Annotated in this window: 19 protein-coding genes; 6 read left to right on the top strand and 13 right to left on the bottom strand. The window is 46.7% G+C overall.

Annotation, left to right across the window (positions count from 1 at the left end; genetic code table 11):
* Positions 1-147 precede the first annotated feature (147 nt).
* On the top strand, positions 148-765 hold the full coding sequence (locus tag H8K32_RS09870) for an OmpW/AlkL family protein (protein ID WP_186912333.1): 618 nt from the start codon (positions 148-150) through the stop codon (positions 763-765).
* Positions 766-947: 182 nt separating this feature from the next.
* Entirely contained in the window at positions 948-1,457 is a 510-nt protein-coding gene (locus H8K32_RS09865; protein ID WP_186912332.1) for a DUF1993 domain-containing protein, read from the top strand.
* 124 nt (positions 1,458-1,581) lie between these two features.
* Here H8K32_RS09865 and H8K32_RS09860 read toward each other — a convergent pair whose 3' ends face one another.
* From H8K32_RS09860 to H8K32_RS09845, 4 genes are all read right to left on the bottom strand, one after another.
* The gene (locus tag H8K32_RS09860; RefSeq protein WP_186912331.1) at positions 1,582-2,160 is read right to left on the bottom strand and encodes a YceI family protein; all 579 of its coding nucleotides are present in this window, start codon (positions 2,158-2,160) and stop codon (positions 1,582-1,584) included.
* 76 nt (positions 2,161-2,236) lie between these two features.
* On the bottom strand, positions 2,237-3,040 hold the full coding sequence (locus H8K32_RS09855) for a class I SAM-dependent methyltransferase (protein WP_186912330.1): 804 nt from the start codon (positions 3,038-3,040) through the stop codon (positions 2,237-2,239).
* 116 nt (positions 3,041-3,156) lie between these two features.
* Positions 3,157-3,609 carry a group I truncated hemoglobin gene (locus H8K32_RS09850; RefSeq protein ID WP_186912329.1) on the bottom strand — a complete coding sequence of 151 codons (453 nt, stop codon included), beginning with the start codon at positions 3,607-3,609 and terminating at the stop codon, positions 3,157-3,159.
* Positions 3,610-3,628: 19 nt separating this feature from the next.
* Positions 3,629-4,531, bottom strand: coding sequence for a DUF3034 family protein (locus tag H8K32_RS09845; protein WP_186912328.1), 903 nt, complete (start codon positions 4,529-4,531; stop codon positions 3,629-3,631).
* Positions 4,532-5,112: 581 nt separating this feature from the next.
* On the opposite strand from H8K32_RS09845, the gene H8K32_RS09840 reads away from it, so the two are divergent.
* The gene (locus tag H8K32_RS09840) at positions 5,113-6,825 is read left to right on the top strand and encodes a diguanylate cyclase (RefSeq protein WP_186912327.1); all 1,713 of its coding nucleotides are present in this window, start codon (positions 5,113-5,115) and stop codon (positions 6,823-6,825) included.
* On the opposite strand, the gene H8K32_RS09835 is transcribed toward H8K32_RS09840, so the two are convergent.
* Together H8K32_RS09835 and H8K32_RS09830 are read right to left on the bottom strand one after the other, a co-directional pair.
* The gene (locus H8K32_RS09835; protein ID WP_186912326.1) at positions 6,813-9,170 is read right to left on the bottom strand and encodes a bifunctional diguanylate cyclase/phosphodiesterase; all 2,358 of its coding nucleotides are present in this window, start codon (positions 9,168-9,170) and stop codon (positions 6,813-6,815) included. The genes H8K32_RS09840 and H8K32_RS09835 overlap by 13 nt on opposite strands.
* A 126-nt stretch (positions 9,171-9,296) precedes the next feature.
* The gene (locus H8K32_RS09830) at positions 9,297-9,908 is read right to left on the bottom strand and encodes a methylamine utilization protein (RefSeq protein ID WP_186912325.1); all 612 of its coding nucleotides are present in this window, start codon (positions 9,906-9,908) and stop codon (positions 9,297-9,299) included.
* 255 nt (positions 9,909-10,163) lie between these two features.
* Here H8K32_RS09830 and H8K32_RS09825 point away from each other — a divergent pair, with 255 nt between their 5' ends.
* Complete coding sequence (locus tag H8K32_RS09825) at positions 10,164-11,210, top strand: GGDEF domain-containing protein (RefSeq protein ID WP_186912324.1); 1,047 nt, start codon at positions 10,164-10,166, stop codon at positions 11,208-11,210.
* Between the two features lie 8 nt (positions 11,211-11,218).
* Here H8K32_RS09825 and yedA read toward each other — a convergent pair whose 3' ends face one another.
* Positions 11,219-12,091 carry a drug/metabolite exporter YedA gene (gene yedA, locus H8K32_RS09820; RefSeq protein ID WP_186912323.1) on the bottom strand — a complete coding sequence of 291 codons (873 nt, stop codon included), beginning with the start codon at positions 12,089-12,091 and terminating at the stop codon, positions 11,219-11,221.
* A gap of 126 nt (positions 12,092-12,217) precedes the next feature.
* On the opposite strand from yedA, the gene H8K32_RS09815 reads away from it, so the two are divergent.
* Both H8K32_RS09815 and H8K32_RS09810 read left to right on the top strand, forming a co-directional pair.
* Positions 12,218-12,664, top strand: a complete 447-nt coding sequence (locus H8K32_RS09815; protein WP_186912322.1) for an Lrp/AsnC family transcriptional regulator — start codon at positions 12,218-12,220, stop codon at positions 12,662-12,664.
* 3 nt (positions 12,665-12,667) lie between these two features.
* Positions 12,668-13,624 (top strand): LysR substrate-binding domain-containing protein, encoded by a 957-nt coding sequence (locus H8K32_RS09810; RefSeq protein ID WP_186912321.1) that lies wholly within the window; start codon positions 12,668-12,670, stop codon positions 13,622-13,624.
* A gap of 37 nt (positions 13,625-13,661) precedes the next feature.
* Here the strand turns inward: H8K32_RS09810 and H8K32_RS09805 are convergent, their stop codons facing one another.
* From H8K32_RS09805 to H8K32_RS09780, 6 genes are all read right to left on the bottom strand, one after another.
* Positions 13,662-14,645, bottom strand: coding sequence for a glucokinase (locus tag H8K32_RS09805; RefSeq protein ID WP_186912320.1), 984 nt, complete (start codon positions 14,643-14,645; stop codon positions 13,662-13,664).
* A 30-nt stretch (positions 14,646-14,675) separates the two neighbouring features.
* Positions 14,676-15,812: an ABC transporter ATP-binding protein gene (locus H8K32_RS09800; protein ID WP_186912319.1), complete on the bottom strand. Its 1,137-nt coding sequence runs from the start codon at positions 15,810-15,812 to the stop codon at positions 14,676-14,678.
* A 110-nt stretch (positions 15,813-15,922) separates the two neighbouring features.
* Positions 15,923-16,792 carry a carbohydrate ABC transporter permease gene (locus H8K32_RS09795; protein ID WP_186912318.1) on the bottom strand — a complete coding sequence of 290 codons (870 nt, stop codon included), beginning with the start codon at positions 16,790-16,792 and terminating at the stop codon, positions 15,923-15,925.
* Positions 16,782-17,672: a carbohydrate ABC transporter permease gene (locus H8K32_RS09790; RefSeq protein ID WP_222613081.1), complete on the bottom strand. Its 891-nt coding sequence runs from the start codon at positions 17,670-17,672 to the stop codon at positions 16,782-16,784. The genes H8K32_RS09795 and H8K32_RS09790 overlap by 11 nt, the downstream gene beginning before the upstream one ends.
* A 164-nt stretch (positions 17,673-17,836) precedes the next feature.
* Complete coding sequence (locus H8K32_RS09785; RefSeq protein ID WP_186912316.1) at positions 17,837-19,090, bottom strand: ABC transporter substrate-binding protein; 1,254 nt, start codon at positions 19,088-19,090, stop codon at positions 17,837-17,839.
* Between the two features lie 122 nt (positions 19,091-19,212).
* Positions 19,213-20,466 carry a maltoporin gene (locus H8K32_RS09780; protein WP_186912315.1) on the bottom strand — a complete coding sequence of 418 codons (1,254 nt, stop codon included), beginning with the start codon at positions 20,464-20,466 and terminating at the stop codon, positions 19,213-19,215.
* Between the last annotated feature and the right edge of the window lie 54 nt (positions 20,467-20,520).

Raw genomic sequence — 20,520 nt, 5'->3', positions numbered from 1 at the left:
ATACCTCAAGCGGACGGACAACGGCACTTTTTGCCAAATTTTTGAAAAAATTGTGCCATGCATCAAATTTGATGTAGCGCAAAATGAGGCTTGAAGCACGGAACTACACTTTGCTCATCTTAATTCGAAACCCAAAAGGAAATTAAAATGAAAAAAGTAATCCTCGCCCTCTCTTTGGCAGCAATTGGTTTTACAGCAACACAAGCAATGGCTGATGAAGCGCAAAGCCCATGGATGGTTCGTGTACGCGCTGTAAATATCAGCCCGGCAAATAGCTCCGATCCTATCGGCGGTGTTGGCGCCGCAGACCGCCTTACCGTGAGCTCAAAAACGATCCCTGAAATCGATTTCACTTACTTCGTGACACCAAACTGGTCTGCTGAATTGATTCTCACTTATCCACAAAAACACGATGTTATGCTCGATGGTGCAAACATTGGTAGCTTCAAACATTTACCACCAACTTTGACTGCGCAATACCATTTTATTCCAGAAGGAAAGATTAACCCTTACCTTGGTGCCGGTGTTAACTATACCCGTATTTCTAATGTCAATTTGTTGAATGGCGCCGCTAATCTGGACAACAATAGCTTTGGCCTGGCATTGCAAGCGGGCGTTGATTTTAAAATCGACAAAAATTGGTCTGTGAATCTGGATATCAAAAAAGTACAAATTCGCAGCGACGTGACTTTGAATGGTGCAAAAATTTCCAACGTTAAAGTTGACCCATTGTTAGTTGGCGTAGGCGTAGGTTATCGCTTCTGAATTCCCGGCTGAATTACTTACAGCCCGATTCTGACAGCCCGAGAAAGCCAGTCTTTGTGACTGGCTTTTTTAATGCTTTGCGGCAATCGAAGACTTATGTGGTTTTTTGCCTGTCACACGCGGATCATCAACTAGCCCTATAATCGAGCCCGGTTTCTTGTTCCACCTAATGGAGAATCACGATGGCGATTTCTATGTACACTGCCTCAGTCCCAGTTTTGACACAAATGTTGGATAGTTTAAGCGATGTTTTGGGTAAAGCTGAAGCGCACGCAACAGCAAAAAACATTGCACCGGAAGTTTTTTTACAATCCCGTTTGTTCCCTGATATGTTTGCTTTAGTACGTCAAGTGCAGATTGCTGCGGATTTTGCCAAGGGCATTGCTGGTCGCCTGGCAGAGGCAGAATTGCCTGCCTACGAAGACAACGAGCAAAGTTTTGCCGATTTGCTGGCACGCATCGCCAAAACGAAAGCATTTATTTTATCTTTGGATGCGGCTAAGTTCGAGGGTAGCGAAAACCGTGACATCGTTTTACGTCCAGGTACGCCTAAAGAGAAAAAATTGAGCGGTCATGCTTACTTGTTGAACTATGGCCTTCCGCAGTTCTTTTTCCACGTGACGACGACGTATGCGATTTTGCGCCATAACGGTGTAGAACTCGGTAAAAAAGACTACATGGGTTCCTACTGAGGAATTAGATTTAGTTTAGATTTAGTTTAGATTCAGTTGATGCCATCAAAAAGCCGCATTTTGACTTTTTAGAAAATGCGGCTTTTCAGTTTAAAACGTACTTATTGTTGCGCTGATACAGCGTTCATTCCTTGATCGCTTCCACATTGAAGTACAAAGTTACTTCATCGCTGACAAACGGAACGTAGCGCCCGACCTTGAAATCGCTACGTAATATCTTGGTGTAACCATTCGCACCGCATGCTTCTCTGAGATACAAAATCATAAAACGGCAATTGAATTGCGTCACTTCTATCGTGACGGGCAGCGTGGTGTTTTTAATCGTCAGTTTACCTGTGACTTGTGTCAGCTTATCCTCATTGAAGATCATCTTATCGGAGCTGAAGCTGATTTTTGGGAATTTGTCCGTGTCGAAAAAATTCGATGAGCGCATTGCACGGTTAAATATGTCTGATCCAGTGTTGACGGAGTTGGCATCGATTTCCAGATTAATGGAACCACTCTTGTTTTCCGTATCCATACTGATGCTGCCAGTATTTTTATCGAAGCGACCACGTTGCGTCGATAAACCCCAATGCTGATATTCAAAACTGCTAAAGGTGTGTTCGGGATCGATTTTGTAAGTGTTTTCTGCGAAAACGGCGCTGCTTATGAGGCCGGATATTAGCAACACAATATGCTTAAAGAGTAGTCGAATAGGCATCACAGCTCCTGATTTGTATGACATCAGGTGTGCTGATGTCATACCATTGCCTGAGGTTTCAACCTGAGATTAATTTTCAGGGTTTGACGAACTTCAAAGTCATCCTATCACTTTCACCTATCGCCTCGTAGCTGGCTTTGTTGCTTTCTTTATTGGCAAAAGTAGGAGGCAATGCCCAGACGCCGCCTTCATGGTCTGCGTGATCTTTAGGGTTGGCATTGATTTCTGATTTACCGGCAAGTTTGAAACCGACGCTCTGTGCCATCTGAATCACGTAGCTCTCATGGACGTAACCACTGCTGGCTTTATCATCTTGTTGCATATTTTCTGGTAAGCGGTGCTCGACCACGCCAAACACGCCGCCCGGTTTTAGGGAATCAAACGCAGATTGAAATGCCGCTTTGACGCTGCCATTTTCATTTGCAATCCAATTGTGGACGTTGCGAAACGTCAGTACCATATCGACGCTATGCTTGTCAGCATAATGAATATTTGACGGTGGTTCGAATACGCCGAGTATCACTTTATCAAAGACCGCTGGTTTAGCATCCAACCTTTGTTTGAAGCGTTGGTAGCCTTTTCTGACGTTTTCATTCGCATTGTTCGGGTCGTTGGCGGTGGCAATCATCAAACCGTCAGCCCGTAAGTAGGGGGCGAGAATTTCCGTGTACCAGCCAGCGCCTGGGGCAATTTCCACCACTTTCATATCCGGGCGAATGCCAAAAAAGCTCAAAGTTTCATAGGGATGACGATAAACGTCGCGCACGACGTTGTCAGGCGTACGTTGTGCACCGTTGACGGCAGCTTTCAAACCATCATCAGCATAAACTGAACCACAGCAAGCAAGAACAAGAGCAGAGGAAAGCAAAAGACGTTTCATACGTGAGACTCCGGAAAGAAAGCAGATCAGACGACAAAAGCGAATAGAAGTTTCATTCGCCGACATTTTCATGCTTTTAGCATAAGCCCTGAAAGAATTAGACCGCGCAGCTAACATTATTTGACTGTGACTATATCTCTTTTCATCGGTGCCAGTCGGGCGATTAATTTATTTTGAACGGAAAACGGGATTTCGCATTTTTCCATTGCGATCTGTAAGTCTTCTGCCAGAGCATTAAATTGAGCGCTGGTGATCCCTAATTTTTCATGAACGATTTTCATGTCGTCACCGCTGTACTTGCATGGGCCGTCTGCAAGCACGCAAAATTGCTCCTTGAGCAGTGAAGCCAGGCGCTTCATGTTGGTCTCTTTGAAGCCATCTTTGATGCGACTGTCGTTGAGGATTTGTTGTGCTGTTTCATCGACGATACGGCTGATGCCCGCATCTTGACCGAGATCTTCATACAACGTGCTGGCTTGCGCCTGGGGGGATATCCCGATTGCACTGATAAATAAGCACAGAAATAAGCACAGAAAAATGCGAACTAGTGTTTGGGGAAAGATGTTCATCTAGACTTATCCTTCTCTATCAATGACCGATTTGCACAGACAAATACCAGCCGTGCTGATCTTTAGTGTTAAATGCCGTAATGTCACCGATATCAACGTAAGCCAAAGTCACGGACACATTTTTATTCGGAAACCAGGCCAGGAAACCATCGTAATAGGCTTTTTCATGGTCGATGCTGAGATTGTTAGGTTTTTGCCGGTATTCTGCGCCGAGCGCCAGCTTGCGATTCAGCAGATAAGCTGCCGACACCTCTGGCATGACTTGATAACGATTGTGCAGATCACCACTAAAACCGAGTAAGCCCATTTGATTTGCTTTGGTCATCCTGAGTGTGCCATTGAGCAGCAAACTTTGTGCCAGAAATAGCTTGGTCGCGGACAGATAGTAATCCGTACCCTGGTTACTTTTTGCGCCTAGCTGAGTAACCTGTGTCACCCCCAGTGCATCGAGTCCGGTAACGTTTTGATCACGTTTATACATGGCACCGATCGCAATTTGTGGCCGCCAGTTATCCTGATCGGCAATCAGGTCACCCGCCAGCTTTAATTTGACGCCAACAACATCCTGACTCAGTTTTAATTTGTCTAATGGTGTCAGACTGCCACTAAATTCTTGTTTTGATAGTGACAGTTCTAGTTTGTCACAGATTCCTAGGGCAACGCCGTAAGTGCTCAACTGATAATCCTGGGTATTGAGCTGCGTCACATGGGCATTGAAGCCGTAGCTATCTTCCGTGCCGTAGCCAGTAATGACCGCCCACGGCACCAGACCAGCGCCGGCGGCTCCTTCGACTTGAATTACGCCAGCAGTGGCAAGTAATTTACCTTGGTCTGGCACAGGCAGGCTTTGTGCCCGGATCGCTTCTGTATTGAATCCGATTAGCCATATAGCGAAGCAAAATGGTAGGTGACGTAGGCGCATGGGATGGCAGTAATGTCGTGGTGTGACCGCTATGCTATCGCAAGTCAGTCAATTTTTTATCGGGTCATAAGCGGGTAATCGTGTGCAGGTAGTATTTAAAAAATAGAAATGTATCAGTCTTTGGCATCCGCAATCGTCGTTTTGCTAGCGTGACTGTGTCATAAACAACGTCTGATACTTTATTCTAAGGTAAATTTTTTCCGGCTATGGTTTTGCCTGTATTTTTGACGCAGTTATTATCGTTTTTTATTGATGACCGTATTCTCACAACAACATCCTAATCACACTTAATAACAAATGAATTAACATCGAATCGCGATTCTGAGGCTTGAATACATCTTGAAGTTAACGACGAATATTTGCCTTGCTTAGGAGAACTGATTTCGCGTATCTTCGTATAATTCTCTATTAGTTGCATTAAATTGCATGAAATTTCAATTTTTCTTTGTGAAACTGGCACAGTTCCCAATCAGTACATTGCTACACGACTGGTTCTAATCGAACAAAATTTATTTATATATTTATATATTTATTTATTTATTTATTTATTTATTTTTCGTTGTGAGTTTTTTAGTCACTTTATGAGTCGTTCTTCTTTACGTCGCGAGCTGGTTGTCCCAATTACTGCTGTGGTGATTGGTGTTGCCGTTGCGATCGGCTGGGTGTCGATGAAGGCAGGAAGTGACGCTGTTTTTTCATTGACCCAGCGTGTCTTGGTCGACATGGTTAGTCGGATTAATGTTGCCACAGAGAAGCATCTGGATGGTGCATTAACTGCACTTGAGTCCATTGCGCCTAGTTCAGCGCATATGCCAAAAGAACACCATTTCAACCCTGACCTACAAGTACTGGAAGATAAATTCTGGACTGCCAGTGGATTATTCATGGATATGAATAACTACGTCTATTTTGGTGGAAAGGACGGTAGTTTTCTTGGCGTTTATCGTATCTCGCAGAGCGACGTGCAATTATTTTTGCGTAGTCCTATTGATCAACGCAGAAGTGTCTATCAGGTGAGCGGAGTTGGTGATCGATCTCATTTAATTCGTACTGACGAATTTGATCCACGCAAGCGCCCCTGGTACCAGGCCGCCCGTAATTCAGAAGCCCCGGTGTGGTCGGGTATTTATAATAATTTTTCTTTTCATTACCCAACGATTACCCTGGCCAAAGCAGTTTTTGAAAAAAATCACGAATTTGCAGGTGTGGTTGCCACCGATGTGACGCTCAAAGAATTGTCTAACTTCTTGAGTAAGCTAGACATCAGCAAAAATAGCGTTGCCTACATTGTCGATGAGGATGGTTACATTGTGGCGACATCCGGGAAAGAGATTCCTGAGCGTACCGTCAATGGTATGCCCGAACGTATGCGTGCAGTTGATATGAAAACGGTTCTCATTAGCAGTACTTACGCCAAACTGAGTCAGTTAAATGTGAAAACACCAGAAACCCGGGAATTTGATTTGCCTATGGGGTTGGTGGACATGGCGATCTCTCCTTTGGGAAATAAGCAAGGCTTGCACTGGCAAACCATTGTGGCTGTGCCGCGCTCCGATTTTATGAGTAGTATTAATGAGGGTTTCTTACAAAGCGTGGCGATCGCCATTGCTTGTATTTTATTCGCACTGACCATAGGATTGACCATCGTTGAGCGCGTGATACGTGACATACGGAAGTTGACCGCAGCTGCAGAAAAATTTGGCAATGGCGAGGCCATGCCTAAGTTAGATATTCGTCGTACAGACGAGATTGGTATTCTCGCGCAGACTTTCACTGAAATGGAAAATAAACTGCGCTTTGATAAATTGACGCAAGTGGCCAACCGTGAATCCTTATTTGCCCAGATCAATCACTTACAAATCATGGCGAAGGAGCAGCCAGAAAACTTTAGCGGATTTACGTTGCTGTTCGTGGACTTAGACCGGTTTAAAAATGTGAACGATAATCATGGGCATGATGCTGGGGATAAAGTGTTGGTGATTACTGCAGCACGGTTGCGTTCAGCGATTCGTGATACGGATGAGGTCGCACGTTATGGCGGCGATGAATTTGTTTTGTTATTGAAAAATACGAAAACCACAATAGACATTCACAACATGGTGGAAAAAATATCGGTGTTAGTCGAAGAACCCATTGCGCTTGAAAATGCGATGGTGGGCATCGGCGCATCAATAGGCTGGGCCAGTTTCCCGGAAGATGGTGATGATTACGTGCGGCTCATCAAAATAGCTGACAGCCGCATGTACAACCGCAAACGTGACCGGAAAACGGCATCCATCGTTCATGCCGTTTGATTTGATTTCCATCTTTCAAGCCACGCCGGCATATTTCCCGCTGGCATAGGTTTACTAATGAAGTAGCCTTGAGCCTGATCGCAGCCAAGTTCTTTCAACAGCGCTAACACTTCTGCATTCTCTATTCCCTCGGCAACAACCCGCAATCCCATATTGTGCCCAAGATCGATCGTCGACTTAACGATCTTAGTATTGTCAATGTCCTGTTCCATTTTCAGGACAAAGGACTTATCGATTTTTAATTCATCCACCGGTAGGCGCTTCAGATAAGCGAGTGAAGAATAACCAGTGCCAAAATCATCGATCGACAATTCCATTCCCATGGCATGTAGCTTATCGAGGGTCAGATGGGCACGCACCGGGTCATCCATGATCGCGCTCTCAGTGATTTCCAGACAAAAACACTCAGGGAGCACCTGGTTTTTTTGTAGAATTTCAGCAAATTTCTCTGGCAATTCCTGATCCAGTAAATCACGGGTAGAAATATTGACCGAAATCTTTATATTAATGCCAGCGTTCTGCCATTGCTGACAGCACGCTGCCGCCGCATTCATTACCCAACGTGTGAGTTGGCGGATAAAACCGGTTTGTTCTGCAAACGGGATGAACTGATCTGGAAAAATCATGCCTTTTTCAGGATGGAACCAACGAACCAGTGCCTCGACTGCCACAACTTCATTACTAATGACCGAAACTTTCGGTTGTACATAAAGCTGAAAATGGTTTTGTTCCAATGCCGTGCGCATTTCTGTGAGCAAGGACAAACTTTGCTGGCTGGATTTGTCTATGGTTTGTGAATACAGCACGGCGCCGTTTTTGGCGAGTTTTGCTGCGTACATCGCCACTTCTGCATGACTCAATAAAGTTGCCGTATCATTCGCATGATCAGGATAACCCGCAATCCCAATACCGGCGCTGATGTCGACGGTCTGGTCTTCAATAGAAATTGGTTGTTCCAGCGTCAACAAAATTCTATTTGCCAGTTGCTGTGCCTGATCAACATTGGTGGCTGGTAAGAGAATCGCAAATTCATCCCCACCCAGACGTGCCGGTCGGCTATTGCCTGCTCCCAGTTCAGCACTGAGTCTGAGCGCAACCTGTTGGAGTAACACATCACCAAAGCGATGTCCCATGACATCATTGACGTGTTTGAAACGGTCCAGATCCATCATCAGTACAAAACAAGAATTGCCGCGTGATTTGGCGACACTGATCGCTTCATCGACCATATCAGTAAATAAGGCGCGGTTCGGTAAGGTCGTCAGATTATCCCAGTAAGCCAGTCGGCTGATTTCTTTCTCGCGTAGTGCAATTGCATCACGCATATGCGAAAAACTATTGGCAAGATCACCGATTTCATCATTTTGTTTGATGTCTATCGTGGTTTTGTAATCGCCAGTTCCAAGACGGCGCGCCGTTTCTGCCAATTGTCTGACTGGATTGGTAATGCGACGTGCGGTAATTGCGCTGAATATGCTGGCAATGATGCCGCCTAAGATGGTTAAGAAAAGCAAGTTTCTTTGTAATTTTTTATACGGTGCAACGGCCTGATTGATCGATAATTGCAATACGGCGACGGTCGCACTTTTTTCATTTTTAGCCAGCGGTAAGATGCGCTCACTATAGTGATCATCGTTGAGATTCAAGTCGCGAATAAAAGTCGATTTGGTGATTGCTGAGGGTAACAAGGCCGCTAACTTGTATTCTTCTTGTTCGTCTAATGTTGAGACATTAGGCATCCACGGACCATTATTTTTGGACGTAAATATACTAATTTGCATCGCCGATAATTCCCGCATGTCGTTGACTAATCTGCGGTCTATCGGAATCGCCATGGCGACCCAACTAATGGTGACCGGCGCGTTGACCGGTACCATGACCATTTGATATGGTTTGCCATCGACGATATCGGTACTGGATGCACTGCCTTTTTCTGTCGCGCTTTTGATCAGGTCGTAGACGCTTTTTTGAAAACCATGTGCCAGAGTATCACTGCTAGCAACGATGATTTTTCCATCTAACCCAACTACCATCGTCAGGTCGGCTTTGATGCGCTCACCATGATTGAGTAATGCGGACACCATAGTCTGTGTATCATTGGTACCGATCGCCTGGCGAAATGCATAATCTTTCGATAATAACGTGGCACCTTCTATGAGATGTTGTGCATTTTGTTCCAATAAATGCAGAAAAATTTTCTCGTTAAAAGCGAGACTGCTTTCAATCTGCGCACGAGCGTTGTCATCAATTGACCGGTCGATAAAGAAATATCCGGCCAATTGCAAACTCAGTAATAAGCTGATGAATAAGGTTACTACCCGGCTTTCCAGACTACGCAAGCGCATTTTTTCTCTTTCTTCAGGCTAGATTGATTTGGTACTTGATAATTCACGCAATGTTATCCTTGGGCTTGTACTTTTACGAAGGCAATCAATGAGAGTGCTTGAGGTTGCTTCGTCCTAAAGCGTAATTTAGCGCAGCTTAAACTTCAGGTGTAATGCAATGAGAGTTGATTCCGTACCGATTTTCATTTCTTCTGCCTGTGGTTCACTGCCAGTGGCTTGCTGGTAGTGCCAGACCTTCAGTATATATTTTCCTTGTGGCAATCCTGATAGGGTAGCGTTACCGTGGGCATCTGTTTTGGCAAAAAAAGGCGTATTGACGACGTGTATATAGGCCAACATCTGATCATGAATGTTGCATCCCACCGTTACCGTGCCGGCTTTATCAAATAACAGCGGTTCTGACGGCTTGCCTGAATACAGTTTTAATTCAAAAGTTTTGGCCGGTGAAAATGAATACGCCTGATGCTTGACCGTATCGTTATTCGGAAAAGAAATCAAAGTCCCGGTTTGTACCACCGTCACTAAGGGGATGAATTTCTTATTTTTTTGTTCGATGACCGCTGGCGCAGGTTTACTGTTGTTGATTGTAAACGTTGGTTCGGCGTAAACAATAGCATCTTCTACCGTTTGCCCGCTATTATCAGTCACCGTAACAATGGTATTAGCACGTGCACTATTGTTTGCTCCGGCGCATAGTAGTAAAGTGAGGGCAAAGAAACCTAAGAATTTAGCTGACATTGGCGTATCTCTCATGGGCGGCAAAGGCAGAATGTGCGAAATAGCTTCTTCTATCCTGGACTTGCATCAAATTTTTTGTAAAAACTTGTGAATACCTTATAAGCCTATCATTATTTGCTACACTGAATCAGCACATCAGATAAATTCCTTTATTATCCGGATGATGAGATAGTAATCCGATTTTTAAATGTTGCCTGGTGGAATTTTCACCCTCTTTTTTGGCTGTCTTTCGAGTACATTGCAGGGATCTCGAACATGGAATCCATTATCAAGCATTTGGTAGAAATTACCGGCTATCGCGACCATGATTTGCTCAATATCTCGATAGCGTCATCGTTACGCGAAATCTTCGCCGCCCGGTCGGCACGCATTTCTGAACTCAGTTATGACGGTACAAACTCTTTTCTTACTTCCAAAGTGGATATTACGGCGACTGGCGTCGATGTGATCGATCAGTCCGAGCCTATACCATTGTCGGATAAATTGAGCGAAATTCCGGAACTGAAAACGGCCATTGCCGGGCGTCAAGCGGTGATTGAATGTGTCACTGATAATGAGCCGCGTATATGCTTGTTGCTCTGGAATGCAGAGCAGTTGGAAGCATTGATAGAGCTGATTGGTCCAGGCAACCGTAATCTCAACACCATGGAAGTATTGCGTGGGATGCTGATTGTTTATAAAAATTTCCTGGCATTGCTAGACTACAACGAACGCGATTCGTTGACAGGTTTGCTGAACCGAAAAACCTTTGACGACAGCTACACCCGGATGTTGCGTATGAACGTCGGTCACCATCCTCTGGCGGAGGCTGAAGTTGGCGCTGATCAGTCAGAAACCGAAAATAAAGTGGAACATTACCATTGGCTGGCCGTGGTTGACATTGATTATTTCAAACGAGTCAATGACCAGTTTGGTCATTTGTATGGCGATGAAGTATTAATCTTAATTGCCAATATTATGCGCAATTCATTCCAGCCCAACGATCATTTATTCCGCTTTGGTGGCGAAGAGTTTTTGATTTTGGTGCATTCAAGTAGTCTCAGTGACGCACACAGAGTTCTGGATCAATTCCGTACCAATGTGGAGCAATACCATTTTCCGCAAGTCGGACAGGTCACGGTCAGCATAGGGTTCGCGCGGATTGATACGTTTGAGCCAGCCGTCGCGACAGTTGGTCGCGCCGATCAGGCTTTGTATTACGCAAAAACGCATGGTCGTAACCAAACCTGTCACTACGACATGCTGGTGGCGAATGGAGATTTACATCAGGAATATTCTAACGATATTGCCGAATTTTTCTAAACTGATGTTCATTTGGCGAGCTTGCGTGAGGTAGTTAACACAATCACGCTGCCAAGAATGATTGCCATCGCAAACATCGCTTTGCCTGATATGTGTTCGCCACCGAAGCTTGCTCCCAGTGCAACTGCAATCACTGGATTCACATAAGCATAACTGCCCGCCAGTCCAGTATGTACTTTTGACAGCAAATACATATATGCGGTGAAGGCGAGCAAAGAACCTGCGGTCACCAGATAAAACCAGGCGGCTACTGCTTTGAAAGTAACGGCACCCGTCGCATGTTCACCAATGATAGCGCTACACAGCACCAGAAAAATACCGCCTACCAACATTTCACTGGCAAAACCCATGCCGCCAGCCGCCATTTTTAATTTTTTCTGCGACAAAATTGAACCTACGTCCCAGCTCAAAATAGCTGCTAGCAACAAAATGATACCGATAGGTTTCGCCGCAAACTCACCGTCAGAAGCAAGCAACACCGCACCGGCAAAACCGCACACAATACCCAGCCATTCACGACGTTTGGGCCAGTCACCAAAAAGACCAGAAAGACCAGACAATATCATCGGTGAGCATGCAATAAATACCGCCGTTAATCCGGACGACACATATTGTTCGGCGCAGGCGGTTAAGCCCGTTCCGCCGCCTAGCATTAAGATGCCAACGATTCCGCCATCGCGCCATTCCCGCAGAGTCGGAATACGCGCACCACGCCACAGTTGCCACGCAAAGAGTATGGATCCAGCAGCAACGAAGCGCGTGCCTATCATCATTAATGGCGGGAATGACTCGAGTGCGACTTGAATCGCAAAATAAGTCGACCCCCAGACGATATAGACGGTGAGTAAGGCAATTAAAACAGAACGAGGCAAATGGCGCATAGTATTGGTGCTGGAATGAAACTAGGGATACAACAGTGTATGTGAGTCAGGAGCGATTTTAAATGGATAAAGCAAGGTAAATCAGGTACATTTCTTTTAAATCGACTGAAAAATCAAGGTTTTACCATGAAGATAGAATTTGACCTGATGGACGCAAAAATCCTCGATATTTTGCAGGCAGATGCCAGAGTCACGCTGGCCGAAATCGGTCGCCGTATTCATTTAAGTCAGCCAGCGGTTGCGGAACGTATCAAACGGATGGAGGCAGCGAATGTGATTACTGGCTATCACGCGCATGTCAATCCGGAAGCGCTTGGCTATGGCATTACCGCTTTTGTGCGGATAGCCAGCCGTTCCAGCGATATGCCAGTTGTCAAAATCGCGGAACAAGTACCAGAAGTGATCGAGTGCCACGCAATTACGGGCGAAGACTGCGTGATCGTTAAAGTTGTTGCACCATCGGTCAAAGAATTGGAGCGCGTCATCACCAGCCTCGCGCGTTGTGGCGTCACCTCGACTTCATTGATCTTATCGTCGTCGATCGAGCGACGGGCGATCAAACCTGTGGAGTAGGGTATGGAATTACGCCAGCTACGCTATTTTGTTGCTATCGTTGATCACGGATCATTGTCGCGTGCTGCCAAGGTCTTGCATATCGTGCAGCCTGCCTTGACGCAACAATTGCAGCAATTGGAAGAAGAACTCGGCGCGACTTTATTGCATCGTTCAGCACAAGGTATGCAGGCAACCGATGCTGGCAAAGTGTTTTATGAACATGCGCTGGCGATCTTAAAACAAGTCAGTGACGCCAAATCTGCAGTCGCGCAATCGACGGATAAGCCCAGCGGAACTGTTGCCCTGGGCATCCCGCAAAGTGCCTCCGGTGCGTTGGCATTTCCTTTACTGACAGCGGTACGAGCGGCATATCCAGATATCGTCTTTCAATTGACGGAAGAACTGACTGGCAATCTGACAGAACAGTTGCGCTCGGGGCGCTTAAATCTGGCGATTTTATTTGATGATGGGCAGCTCAGTAATTTTGCCACCACCGCGTTGGTCGAAGAAGAGATGATGTTCATCACGCGTGCCGGATCACAATTCGCTTGTAAGCGCAAATCGATCAGTCTGGAAAAAGCGCTGCAAGTGCCTTTGATTTTACCTAGCATTCAGCATGGCGTAAGGCCGCGCATAGAACAGGTCGTCAGGCAGCAAGGCTTGCGTATCGAAAACGTGATCGATATTACCTCAATAGCGATTTTGAAATCGGCACTCATGGCAGATATGGGGGCGACGATTTTACCGGTATCGCCATTGGTGGCAGAAATCGAGCGTGGTGAAATGATAGCGACGGCAATCAGCGACGTGCAGTTATCACGCACCGTCAGTTTATGCGCTTCAAAAAATATTCCGCTGACCAACGCCGCGATGGCAGTGGAAAAATTGGTTCTCGAACTGACGCGAGATTTATGTCAGAGCAAAAAATGGCTGGGAACTAAAAGTTTGATGGCAGACGTATCAGTGCGAGCAAAATAAATTTGCCCGCGCTGAGCTGAACGATGCCGCGTTTTTCTCAAGCTGCCAGCGCAGAGGGGGCTTGTTGGAGTAGGGCTGACAAACCAATAAACGCCGGATAGGGCTCGGTAATCACAAACACCGGTATCTCGGACAAATATTGCGTGAAACGTCCTTTTTGTTCAAATCGCTGACGGAAGCCTGAACGCAATATATAGTCACCCAGTCTGGGCACGATACCACCGCCGATATAGATGCCACCGCGTGCACCGAGTGTGACCGCCAGATTGCCCGCCATGGTTCCTAACATGTCACAAAAGCTAGCCAGTACGTCACTGCAAATCGGGCATTGTTGGTTCAGTCCACGTTGCACAATGTCTGGTGCTTCGATGTCTTCGGCAATTTGTTGTTGACTGGCAGCGAGCGCGCGATAAATCAATTTCAAGCCAGGACCAGACAACAACCGTTCGGCAGACACATGATCAAATTCTTGCCATGCAAATTCCAGAATATCAATTTCCCGTCGGTTTGCTGGTGTGAAACTGACGTGACCGCCTTCGCTGTGCAAAGGTTTCCAGCCATCGGCGGAAGGAATTAAGCCAGACACACCTAGTCCGGTACCTGCACCCAATAAACCAATCGCGCTATCTGGAATCGCTGTACGACCACCCACCTGCGTCAATTGTTGCATACCAAGAAGAGGCAGAGACATGGCTAAGGCGGTGAAATCATTGACTACATCCAGACTCTCCAATTGAAATAGCTGGCGTGTTGCTTCGATAGAGAAACTCCAATGATGATTGGTCATTTGTACCCAATCCCCGTGGATAGGATTGGCAATCGCAATCCCGGCATTTTTTACCTGATCAGCACCTGCTGCTCTCGCTTCGCTCGTCTGTAAATAGTGGTGCATCGCATCGGCAAGTTGCGGATAGTCAGCGCAAGCAAGTACCTTCACCGCCGCCAAAACACCAGGTGAAGTCTCCAAGGCAAAGCGGGCATTGGTGCCACCAATGTCTGCAAATAATTTAGGAAAGCGCATGTTTAGCTCCTTAGCACTGTTTATTACTGCTTAAAGCAGACTTTGCTCAGTTTCCGGATCAAAAAAAACTGCCTTCGATAAATCAAAAGCCAGTCGCATCGCCTGACCGGGTTTCGCCGCCGCACGTGGATGGGTGCGGCAAGTAATGCGTTCGCCATTAAAGCTGGAGAACACCAAGGTGTCGGGGCCGGTTGGTTCCGTCAGATCAATGACGCAATCGACTTCAGTGGGGTGATAGCCATTGGCTGATTCAGAGCGGCGCGCGCTTTCAGCATCAGTGACGTGTTCAGGGCGGATACCTAAAATGATGTCGCCGTCTTTGTTGCGTAAGCCTTTAACCGCCTGCAGATGAGACGTAGGAATAGGTAATACCGTTTGCTTACCCGCGTGTTCCACTGCAAAACCCAGACCATCTTGATGAGTTTGTAATTTGCCACGTAAAAAATTCATCGATGGTGAACCGATAAAACCTGCAACGAACATATTTGCTGGTCTGTCGTAGATTTCTTGTGGGCTGCCAAATTGCTGAACTACACCATCTTTCATCACCGCGATCTTGTCGCCCAAGGTCATCGCTTCTACCTGATCATGCGTCACATAGACCGTGGTGGTTTTCAGACGTTGGTGCATCAGTTTGATTTCGGCACGCATTTCTACGCGCAGTTTTGCATCCAGATTTGATAAAGGTTCGTCGAACAAAAACAGTGAAGGGTTGCGTGCAATCGCTCGCCCCATCGCTACGCGCTGGCGCTGACCGCCAGACAAATGCGCTGGTTTGCGATCGAGTAAATGCGTCATTTGCAACGTCTCGGCAACGCGATCAACAATTTTCTTTTGCTCTGCTGCCGGCACTTTGCGTATGCCTAAGCCGAAAGAAATGTTTTCACGTACTGTCATGGTTGGATACAGCGCGTAGGACTGGAACACCATTGCAATATCGCGCGACTTGGGTGGTACGTCGTTGACGCATTTGTCGCCAATGTAAATGTCACCTTCAGAGATTGGTTCCAACCCAGCAATCATGTTTAATAACGTAGATTTGCCGCAGCCAGAGCCGCCAACCAATATCAGAAATTCGCCGTCCTTAATTTCTAAGTTGATGCCTTTTAAAATTTCTGCACCGTTCGGATAGACCTTACGTACACCGCGGATGGATAAGCTAGCCATGTTTTATATCTCCTGATTTCTTATTGCAGCACGTCGTCATAGTTGGACCGTGCGGCGATCTATCTTTGTTTTGGTAGGTGTTAAGTTGTATACACTCAGCACTACAAAATTTAGCCTTTGACTGCACCGGCAGTTAAGCCGCGTACAAAATATTTTCCAGCCAATAAATACAATCCTAACGTTGGTAGCGCAGCGATAATTGCGGCCGCCATATTGACGTTGTATTCAGTGACGCCAGTGGAAGTATTGACCAGATTATTCAAGGCAACTGTCACTGGTTGTGCATCGGTACCACCAAACACGACACCAAATAAAAAGTCATTCCAGATTTGTGTGAATTGCCAGATAAAGCACACCATAAAAATCGGCAAGGACAATGGCAGTATGACGCTGCGATAAATCCGGAAAAAGCCTGCACCATCGATCCGCGCTGCTTTGACTAATTCATCCGGAACGCTGATGTAGTAATTGCGGAAAAACAAAGTGGTAAAAGCAACGCCATACACCACGTGAACGAACACCAGACCCATCGTGGTATTGGCGAGTTCGGCTAAACCCAACAATCGCGCCATCGGCAAAATCACAACCTGGAAAGGGATAAAGCAACCTACCATTAATGCCGTGAAAATAATTTCTGAACGTTTGAATTTCCAGTGCGCGAGTACATAACCGTTGAGCGAACCGATCAGGGTAGAAATCAATACCGCAGGCACCGCCATCTTGACCGAGTTCCAGAAATAAGGTGACAAACCATCGCAACGCACACCAGTACATGCACCGCCCCAGGCTTTTTGCCATGCATCAAAGGTCGGGTGACGTGGAAAATCGAGCAAATTACCGCTGCGGATTTCATCCAGCGATTTAACCGATGTCGTCAGCATCACATACAAAGGAGCGAGGTAATACAGCGCGCAAAATATCAGCAAGGCATAAATGAAAATACGTCCCGGACTGAAAGTGAATTTGGAATCAGTGCCCATGTTTGGCCTCCTTACTTTCCAGATAAATCAATGGCACCAAGACTGCCAACACGGTCATCAACATCATCATGGCGGAAGCAGCGCCCAAACCAAGCTGACCGCGGGTGAAAGAAAATTGATACATAAAAATCGCTGGTACGTCGGATGAAGTACCTGGTCCACCCGCTGTCAATGCCATCACCAAATCGAAACTCTTAATAGCGATATGCGATAACACTAACAACACGCTAAAAAACACAGGGCGCAAGGCAGGAATCACAATGCGGCGATAAATGGTCGGCAAACTCGCCCCATCGACCATCGCGGCTTTGATGATGCTATCGTCGACACCGCGTAAGCCTGCGAGGAACAGCGCCATCACAAAACCAGAAGACTGCCAGACGCCCGCAATGACAACGGTATAAATCGCCATATCAGAATTGACCAACCAGTCCATAGAGAAGTCAGGAAAGCCCCACTCACGCACCATTTTTTCTAAACCCAGACCAGGATTTAAGATCCACTTCCACGCTACACCGGTAACGATGAAGGATAGTGCCATCGGGTACAGATAGATGGCGCGTAGGGCGCCTTCCATACGAATTTTTTGATCCAGAAAGACCGCCATCAGCAGCCCAACGACCAGGCAAAACAGAATAAACAAACCACCAAAAATACCCAGATTGGCCGCTGATACCCACCAGCGATCCAATTCAAACAGGGCTTGATACTGACCAAATCCGGTCAGCTCGTAATTTGGCATCAGACGCGAATCAGTCAAAGAAAGATAGGCGGTGAATGCGATAAAACCATACACAAACAGCAACGATGCAAATACCGTTGGCGATAACACCAGACGCGGCAACCAGACATCTGCGAAAGCTTGCAGACGATTTGGCATAGAAGCTTTTTTGGGTGAATAGGGAATTTTTATTTCTGACGGGGATGTAACCGACATGCTTGTCTCCGGGGGGTGAGCTGAGCTGATGCAGGGGGGAGGTTCTGCATCAGCTCACCAGCGAGGTCATTGACTAAGCTGGTACTCGGGTGAAACCTAAGGAATCTTTACTTCGTTTTTGCAGCTTTCGCCAATGCTTGCACTGCTGCTTGCGATGTCATGTTGGAATTCATGAATTTCGCAATCACGTCTTGAATTGCACCAGCTTTAGCGGAGTCAATTGCCATACCGTGCGCAAAACTAGGTACAAAACTGCCTGCTTTGCTGCTTGCATCCATATCGTCCATGGATTTCAAAGCGCAGCTATCGAACTTCGCACGAGAAACACCTGCACGAGCTGGGATGGAACCTTTGTTCAAGTTAAATACTTCCTGAAATTCCGGGCTCATCACCGCGCCAGCCAAAGTCAGTTGGGCTTTTTGTGCGTCGGCACCTTTGACGGCAAACATCGTCAGAGAGTCGACGTTAAACGTGAAAGATTTTTCTGTGCCAGGTGCTGCAACACACAAGAAATCTTTACCTGGTTGTTTGCCAGCAGCGGTAAATTCTCCTTTTGCCCAGTCACCCATGAATTGCATACCGGCTTTGCCATTAATGACCATCGCTGTTGCCAAGTTCCAATCACGACCTGCAGAGTCTTTGTCGATGTACGTTTTGATTTTTGCCAGGGTATCAAAGGTTTTGATCATCGTCGGACCAGTCAGACTTGCCTGATCCAATTGTACAATCGCTTTTTTGTAGAAATCGGCACCGCCTACACCCAAGGCGACAGATTCAAATACCGTCGCGTCTTGCCAGGGTTGGCCACCGTGGGCAATTGCGACGTAACCAGCTTTTTTGATTTTGTCTGCGGCGTCAAAGAATTCAGCAAAATTCGTTGGTACTTTAGCGCCCGATTTTTTCAATACTTCTGGATTGACCCACAACCAGTTAACACGATGCACATTGACCGGTGCTGCGACATAGTGGCCTTTGTATTTCATGATATTGGCCAGCATAGGTGGCAGGGATGCATCCCATTTACCTTCAGCTGCTGCCGCATCAATATTTGCCAATACGCCTTCATTGCCCCATTCCTGAATCGATGGGCCTTTGATTAATGCTGCGGTTGGCGCGCTACCAGCGATAACGCGGGCTTTGAGTGCGGTCATGGCGTTTTCACCAGCACCACCGGCCACCGCGAAATCTTTCCATGCCACGCCCTTGGCTTCCATCATTTTTTTCAATTCAGCGACCGATTTGGCTTCGCCACCTGAGGTCCAGTAATGCAATACTTCAACTTCTGCTGCCTGGGCAACGCTAGCGCCTGCGAGTAACGTGGTGCCTGCCAGAACTGCGAGTGTCAGTTTTTTGAGTTTCATTTGAGTCTCCGTCTTGTTTTATTGACTGAATATGGACTGATTATTGACTACATCATTGAATAACTACCTGAATCGAGCACCTGGCAACTTAGCTAGTGTGCTCGCAGAATTTTTCAGGTGTATTACCACCATGCCTCGACTTGAACGCCAGCAGAGGTGCCGCTGGTACCGTTGTTGTAGACTGGGCCGGAGTTATTGCTGGCGTTGACGGCGGCAGTTGCCGCGTTATTCCATTTGCCGTAACTGACAAAGAAACGCAGTTCAGGGCGTGACCAGTAGCTTTCGCCCATAGAGATTGCTGGAGCAAAAGTCAGTTTGGTCAGGCGGGCATCAGGGCCGCCTGTTGCGGACGTCACACGGTCAGTACCCAGTTCCAATTGCAATTTCAGATGCGGCATGATGGCGTAGACAGGGCGTACACCCAGACTGGTCCATGTTGTGGAGCCGGCATTAGATTTATCTCTTTGCATCAAAGCCACAAACTCAGCACTGAATTGTTTAGTAGGTTGAACCACCAAATCGTCAAAAATACGGGTACGGGTAACATCAGAACCCAGCAAGGTACTACCTGAGGAACCCATACGGTCATTGCCGACACCAATGCCTGTGCCAGGGCCTACGCCGTATTGGATGCCCAACGTATTACCACCACCCCAGACATCTTGTTTATGCATCACACTTAACTGCCAGCCGCTATGGGTATTGGTTCCCTGGGATTTAATCGCGGTCAACACTGCATCGACTTTGCCGCCTTCATTAACTGGCAGACCTTCGTAGATAAAGTTTTGACGAATAGCGGCAGAGGTGTTGGTGACCAAACCTGTAGTTGGGTCAATATTGTTGGTATCGTTGTCTTTGAAGATGGCGTAGCTGAATTTACCCGGGCCAGCCTGGATGCCGTCTAAACCACCGCCAGTACCATTCAGATTCACGAATTGCAAATCCAGCATATGAATATCTGGGCGGTAGTAGTAACGCTTACCTATCCAGGCTACGCCGCCATTTAAGAAATCAACGTTTTTAGCTTCAACGTAAGCTTTAGCGATTTTCAGCGAAGCATTACCAAAGTCAGAACTTGGGCTCCAGGCATTGGCCCATAAGGTACCTGTGAATGTGACGCCATCAACTGCTTTTGCCAGCGTGGAAGTGTAGCCGCCTTCGAAATACGCATCACATTCGTTACCGAGACGGTATTTCATAGTATTGCCGCCAAGACCAAAACAGCTTTGTGGACCACCGGAAGAACGAGTGCCTGCGCCATCACGCAAATAGCCATGAAAACCATCTTCATCATGGCCAGCATCAGCGTAAGTCAGTCCGGAAGTGAGCGCGAGTGCCAGCGCCAAAGGCAATGCTTTGAGTGTAGTACGAGTCATTTTGTCTCCGTGATAGTTGAGTGAACAATGCTCAACAAAGTCTGTGCTTTTTTA

This window comes from Cognatundibacterium jejuense (assembly GCF_014284255.1).
GTDB lineage: Bacteria > Pseudomonadota > Gammaproteobacteria > Burkholderiales > Burkholderiaceae_D > Undibacterium > Undibacterium jejuense.
Note: the sequence above shows the minus strand (reverse complement) of the source record. Positions and strands in the feature narration are given on the sequence as shown.

Coding starts and splice junctions, on each gene's coding strand:
- H8K32_RS09860 (WP_186912331.1), bottom strand. CDS start 2,160: ATGCCTATTCGACTACTCTTTAAGCATATTGTGTTGCTAATATCCGGC.
- H8K32_RS09835 (WP_186912326.1), bottom strand. CDS start 9,170: ATGCGCTTGCGTAGTCTGGAAAGCCGGGTAGTAACCTTATTCATCAGC.
- H8K32_RS09805 (WP_186912320.1), bottom strand. CDS start 14,645: ATGCGCTTTCCTAAATTATTTGCAGACATTGGTGGCACCAATGCCCGC.
- H8K32_RS09825 (WP_186912324.1), top strand. CDS start 10,164: ATGGAATCCATTATCAAGCATTTGGTAGAAATTACCGGCTATCGCGAC.
- H8K32_RS09840 (WP_186912327.1), top strand. CDS start 5,113: ATGAGTCGTTCTTCTTTACGTCGCGAGCTGGTTGTCCCAATTACTGCT.
- H8K32_RS09850 (WP_186912329.1), bottom strand. CDS start 3,609: ATGAACATCTTTCCCCAAACACTAGTTCGCATTTTTCTGTGCTTATTT.
- H8K32_RS09810 (WP_186912321.1), top strand. CDS start 12,668: ATGGAATTACGCCAGCTACGCTATTTTGTTGCTATCGTTGATCACGGA.
- H8K32_RS09870 (WP_186912333.1), top strand. CDS start 148: ATGAAAAAAGTAATCCTCGCCCTCTCTTTGGCAGCAATTGGTTTTACA.
- H8K32_RS09855 (WP_186912330.1), bottom strand. CDS start 3,040: ATGAAACGTCTTTTGCTTTCCTCTGCTCTTGTTCTTGCTTGCTGTGGT.
- H8K32_RS09780 (WP_186912315.1), bottom strand. CDS start 20,466: ATGACTCGTACTACACTCAAAGCATTGCCTTTGGCGCTGGCACTCGCG.
- H8K32_RS09785 (WP_186912316.1), bottom strand. CDS start 19,090: ATGAAACTCAAAAAACTGACACTCGCAGTTCTGGCAGGCACCACGTTA.
- H8K32_RS09790 (WP_222613081.1), bottom strand. CDS start 17,672: ATGCCAAATCGTCTGCAAGCTTTCGCAGATGTCTGGTTGCCGCGTCTG.
- H8K32_RS09815 (WP_186912322.1), top strand. CDS start 12,218: ATGAAGATAGAATTTGACCTGATGGACGCAAAAATCCTCGATATTTTG.
- H8K32_RS09845 (WP_186912328.1), bottom strand. CDS start 4,531: ATGCGCCTACGTCACCTACCATTTTGCTTCGCTATATGGCTAATCGGA.
- H8K32_RS09865 (WP_186912332.1), top strand. CDS start 948: ATGGCGATTTCTATGTACACTGCCTCAGTCCCAGTTTTGACACAAATG.
- H8K32_RS09830 (WP_186912325.1), bottom strand. CDS start 9,908: ATGTCAGCTAAATTCTTAGGTTTCTTTGCCCTCACTTTACTACTATGC.
- H8K32_RS09800 (WP_186912319.1), bottom strand. CDS start 15,812: ATGGCTAGCTTATCCATCCGCGGTGTACGTAAGGTCTATCCGAACGGT.
- yedA (WP_186912323.1), bottom strand. CDS start 12,091: ATGCGCCATTTGCCTCGTTCTGTTTTAATTGCCTTACTCACCGTCTAT.
- H8K32_RS09795 (WP_186912318.1), bottom strand. CDS start 16,792: ATGGGCACTGATTCCAAATTCACTTTCAGTCCGGGACGTATTTTCATT.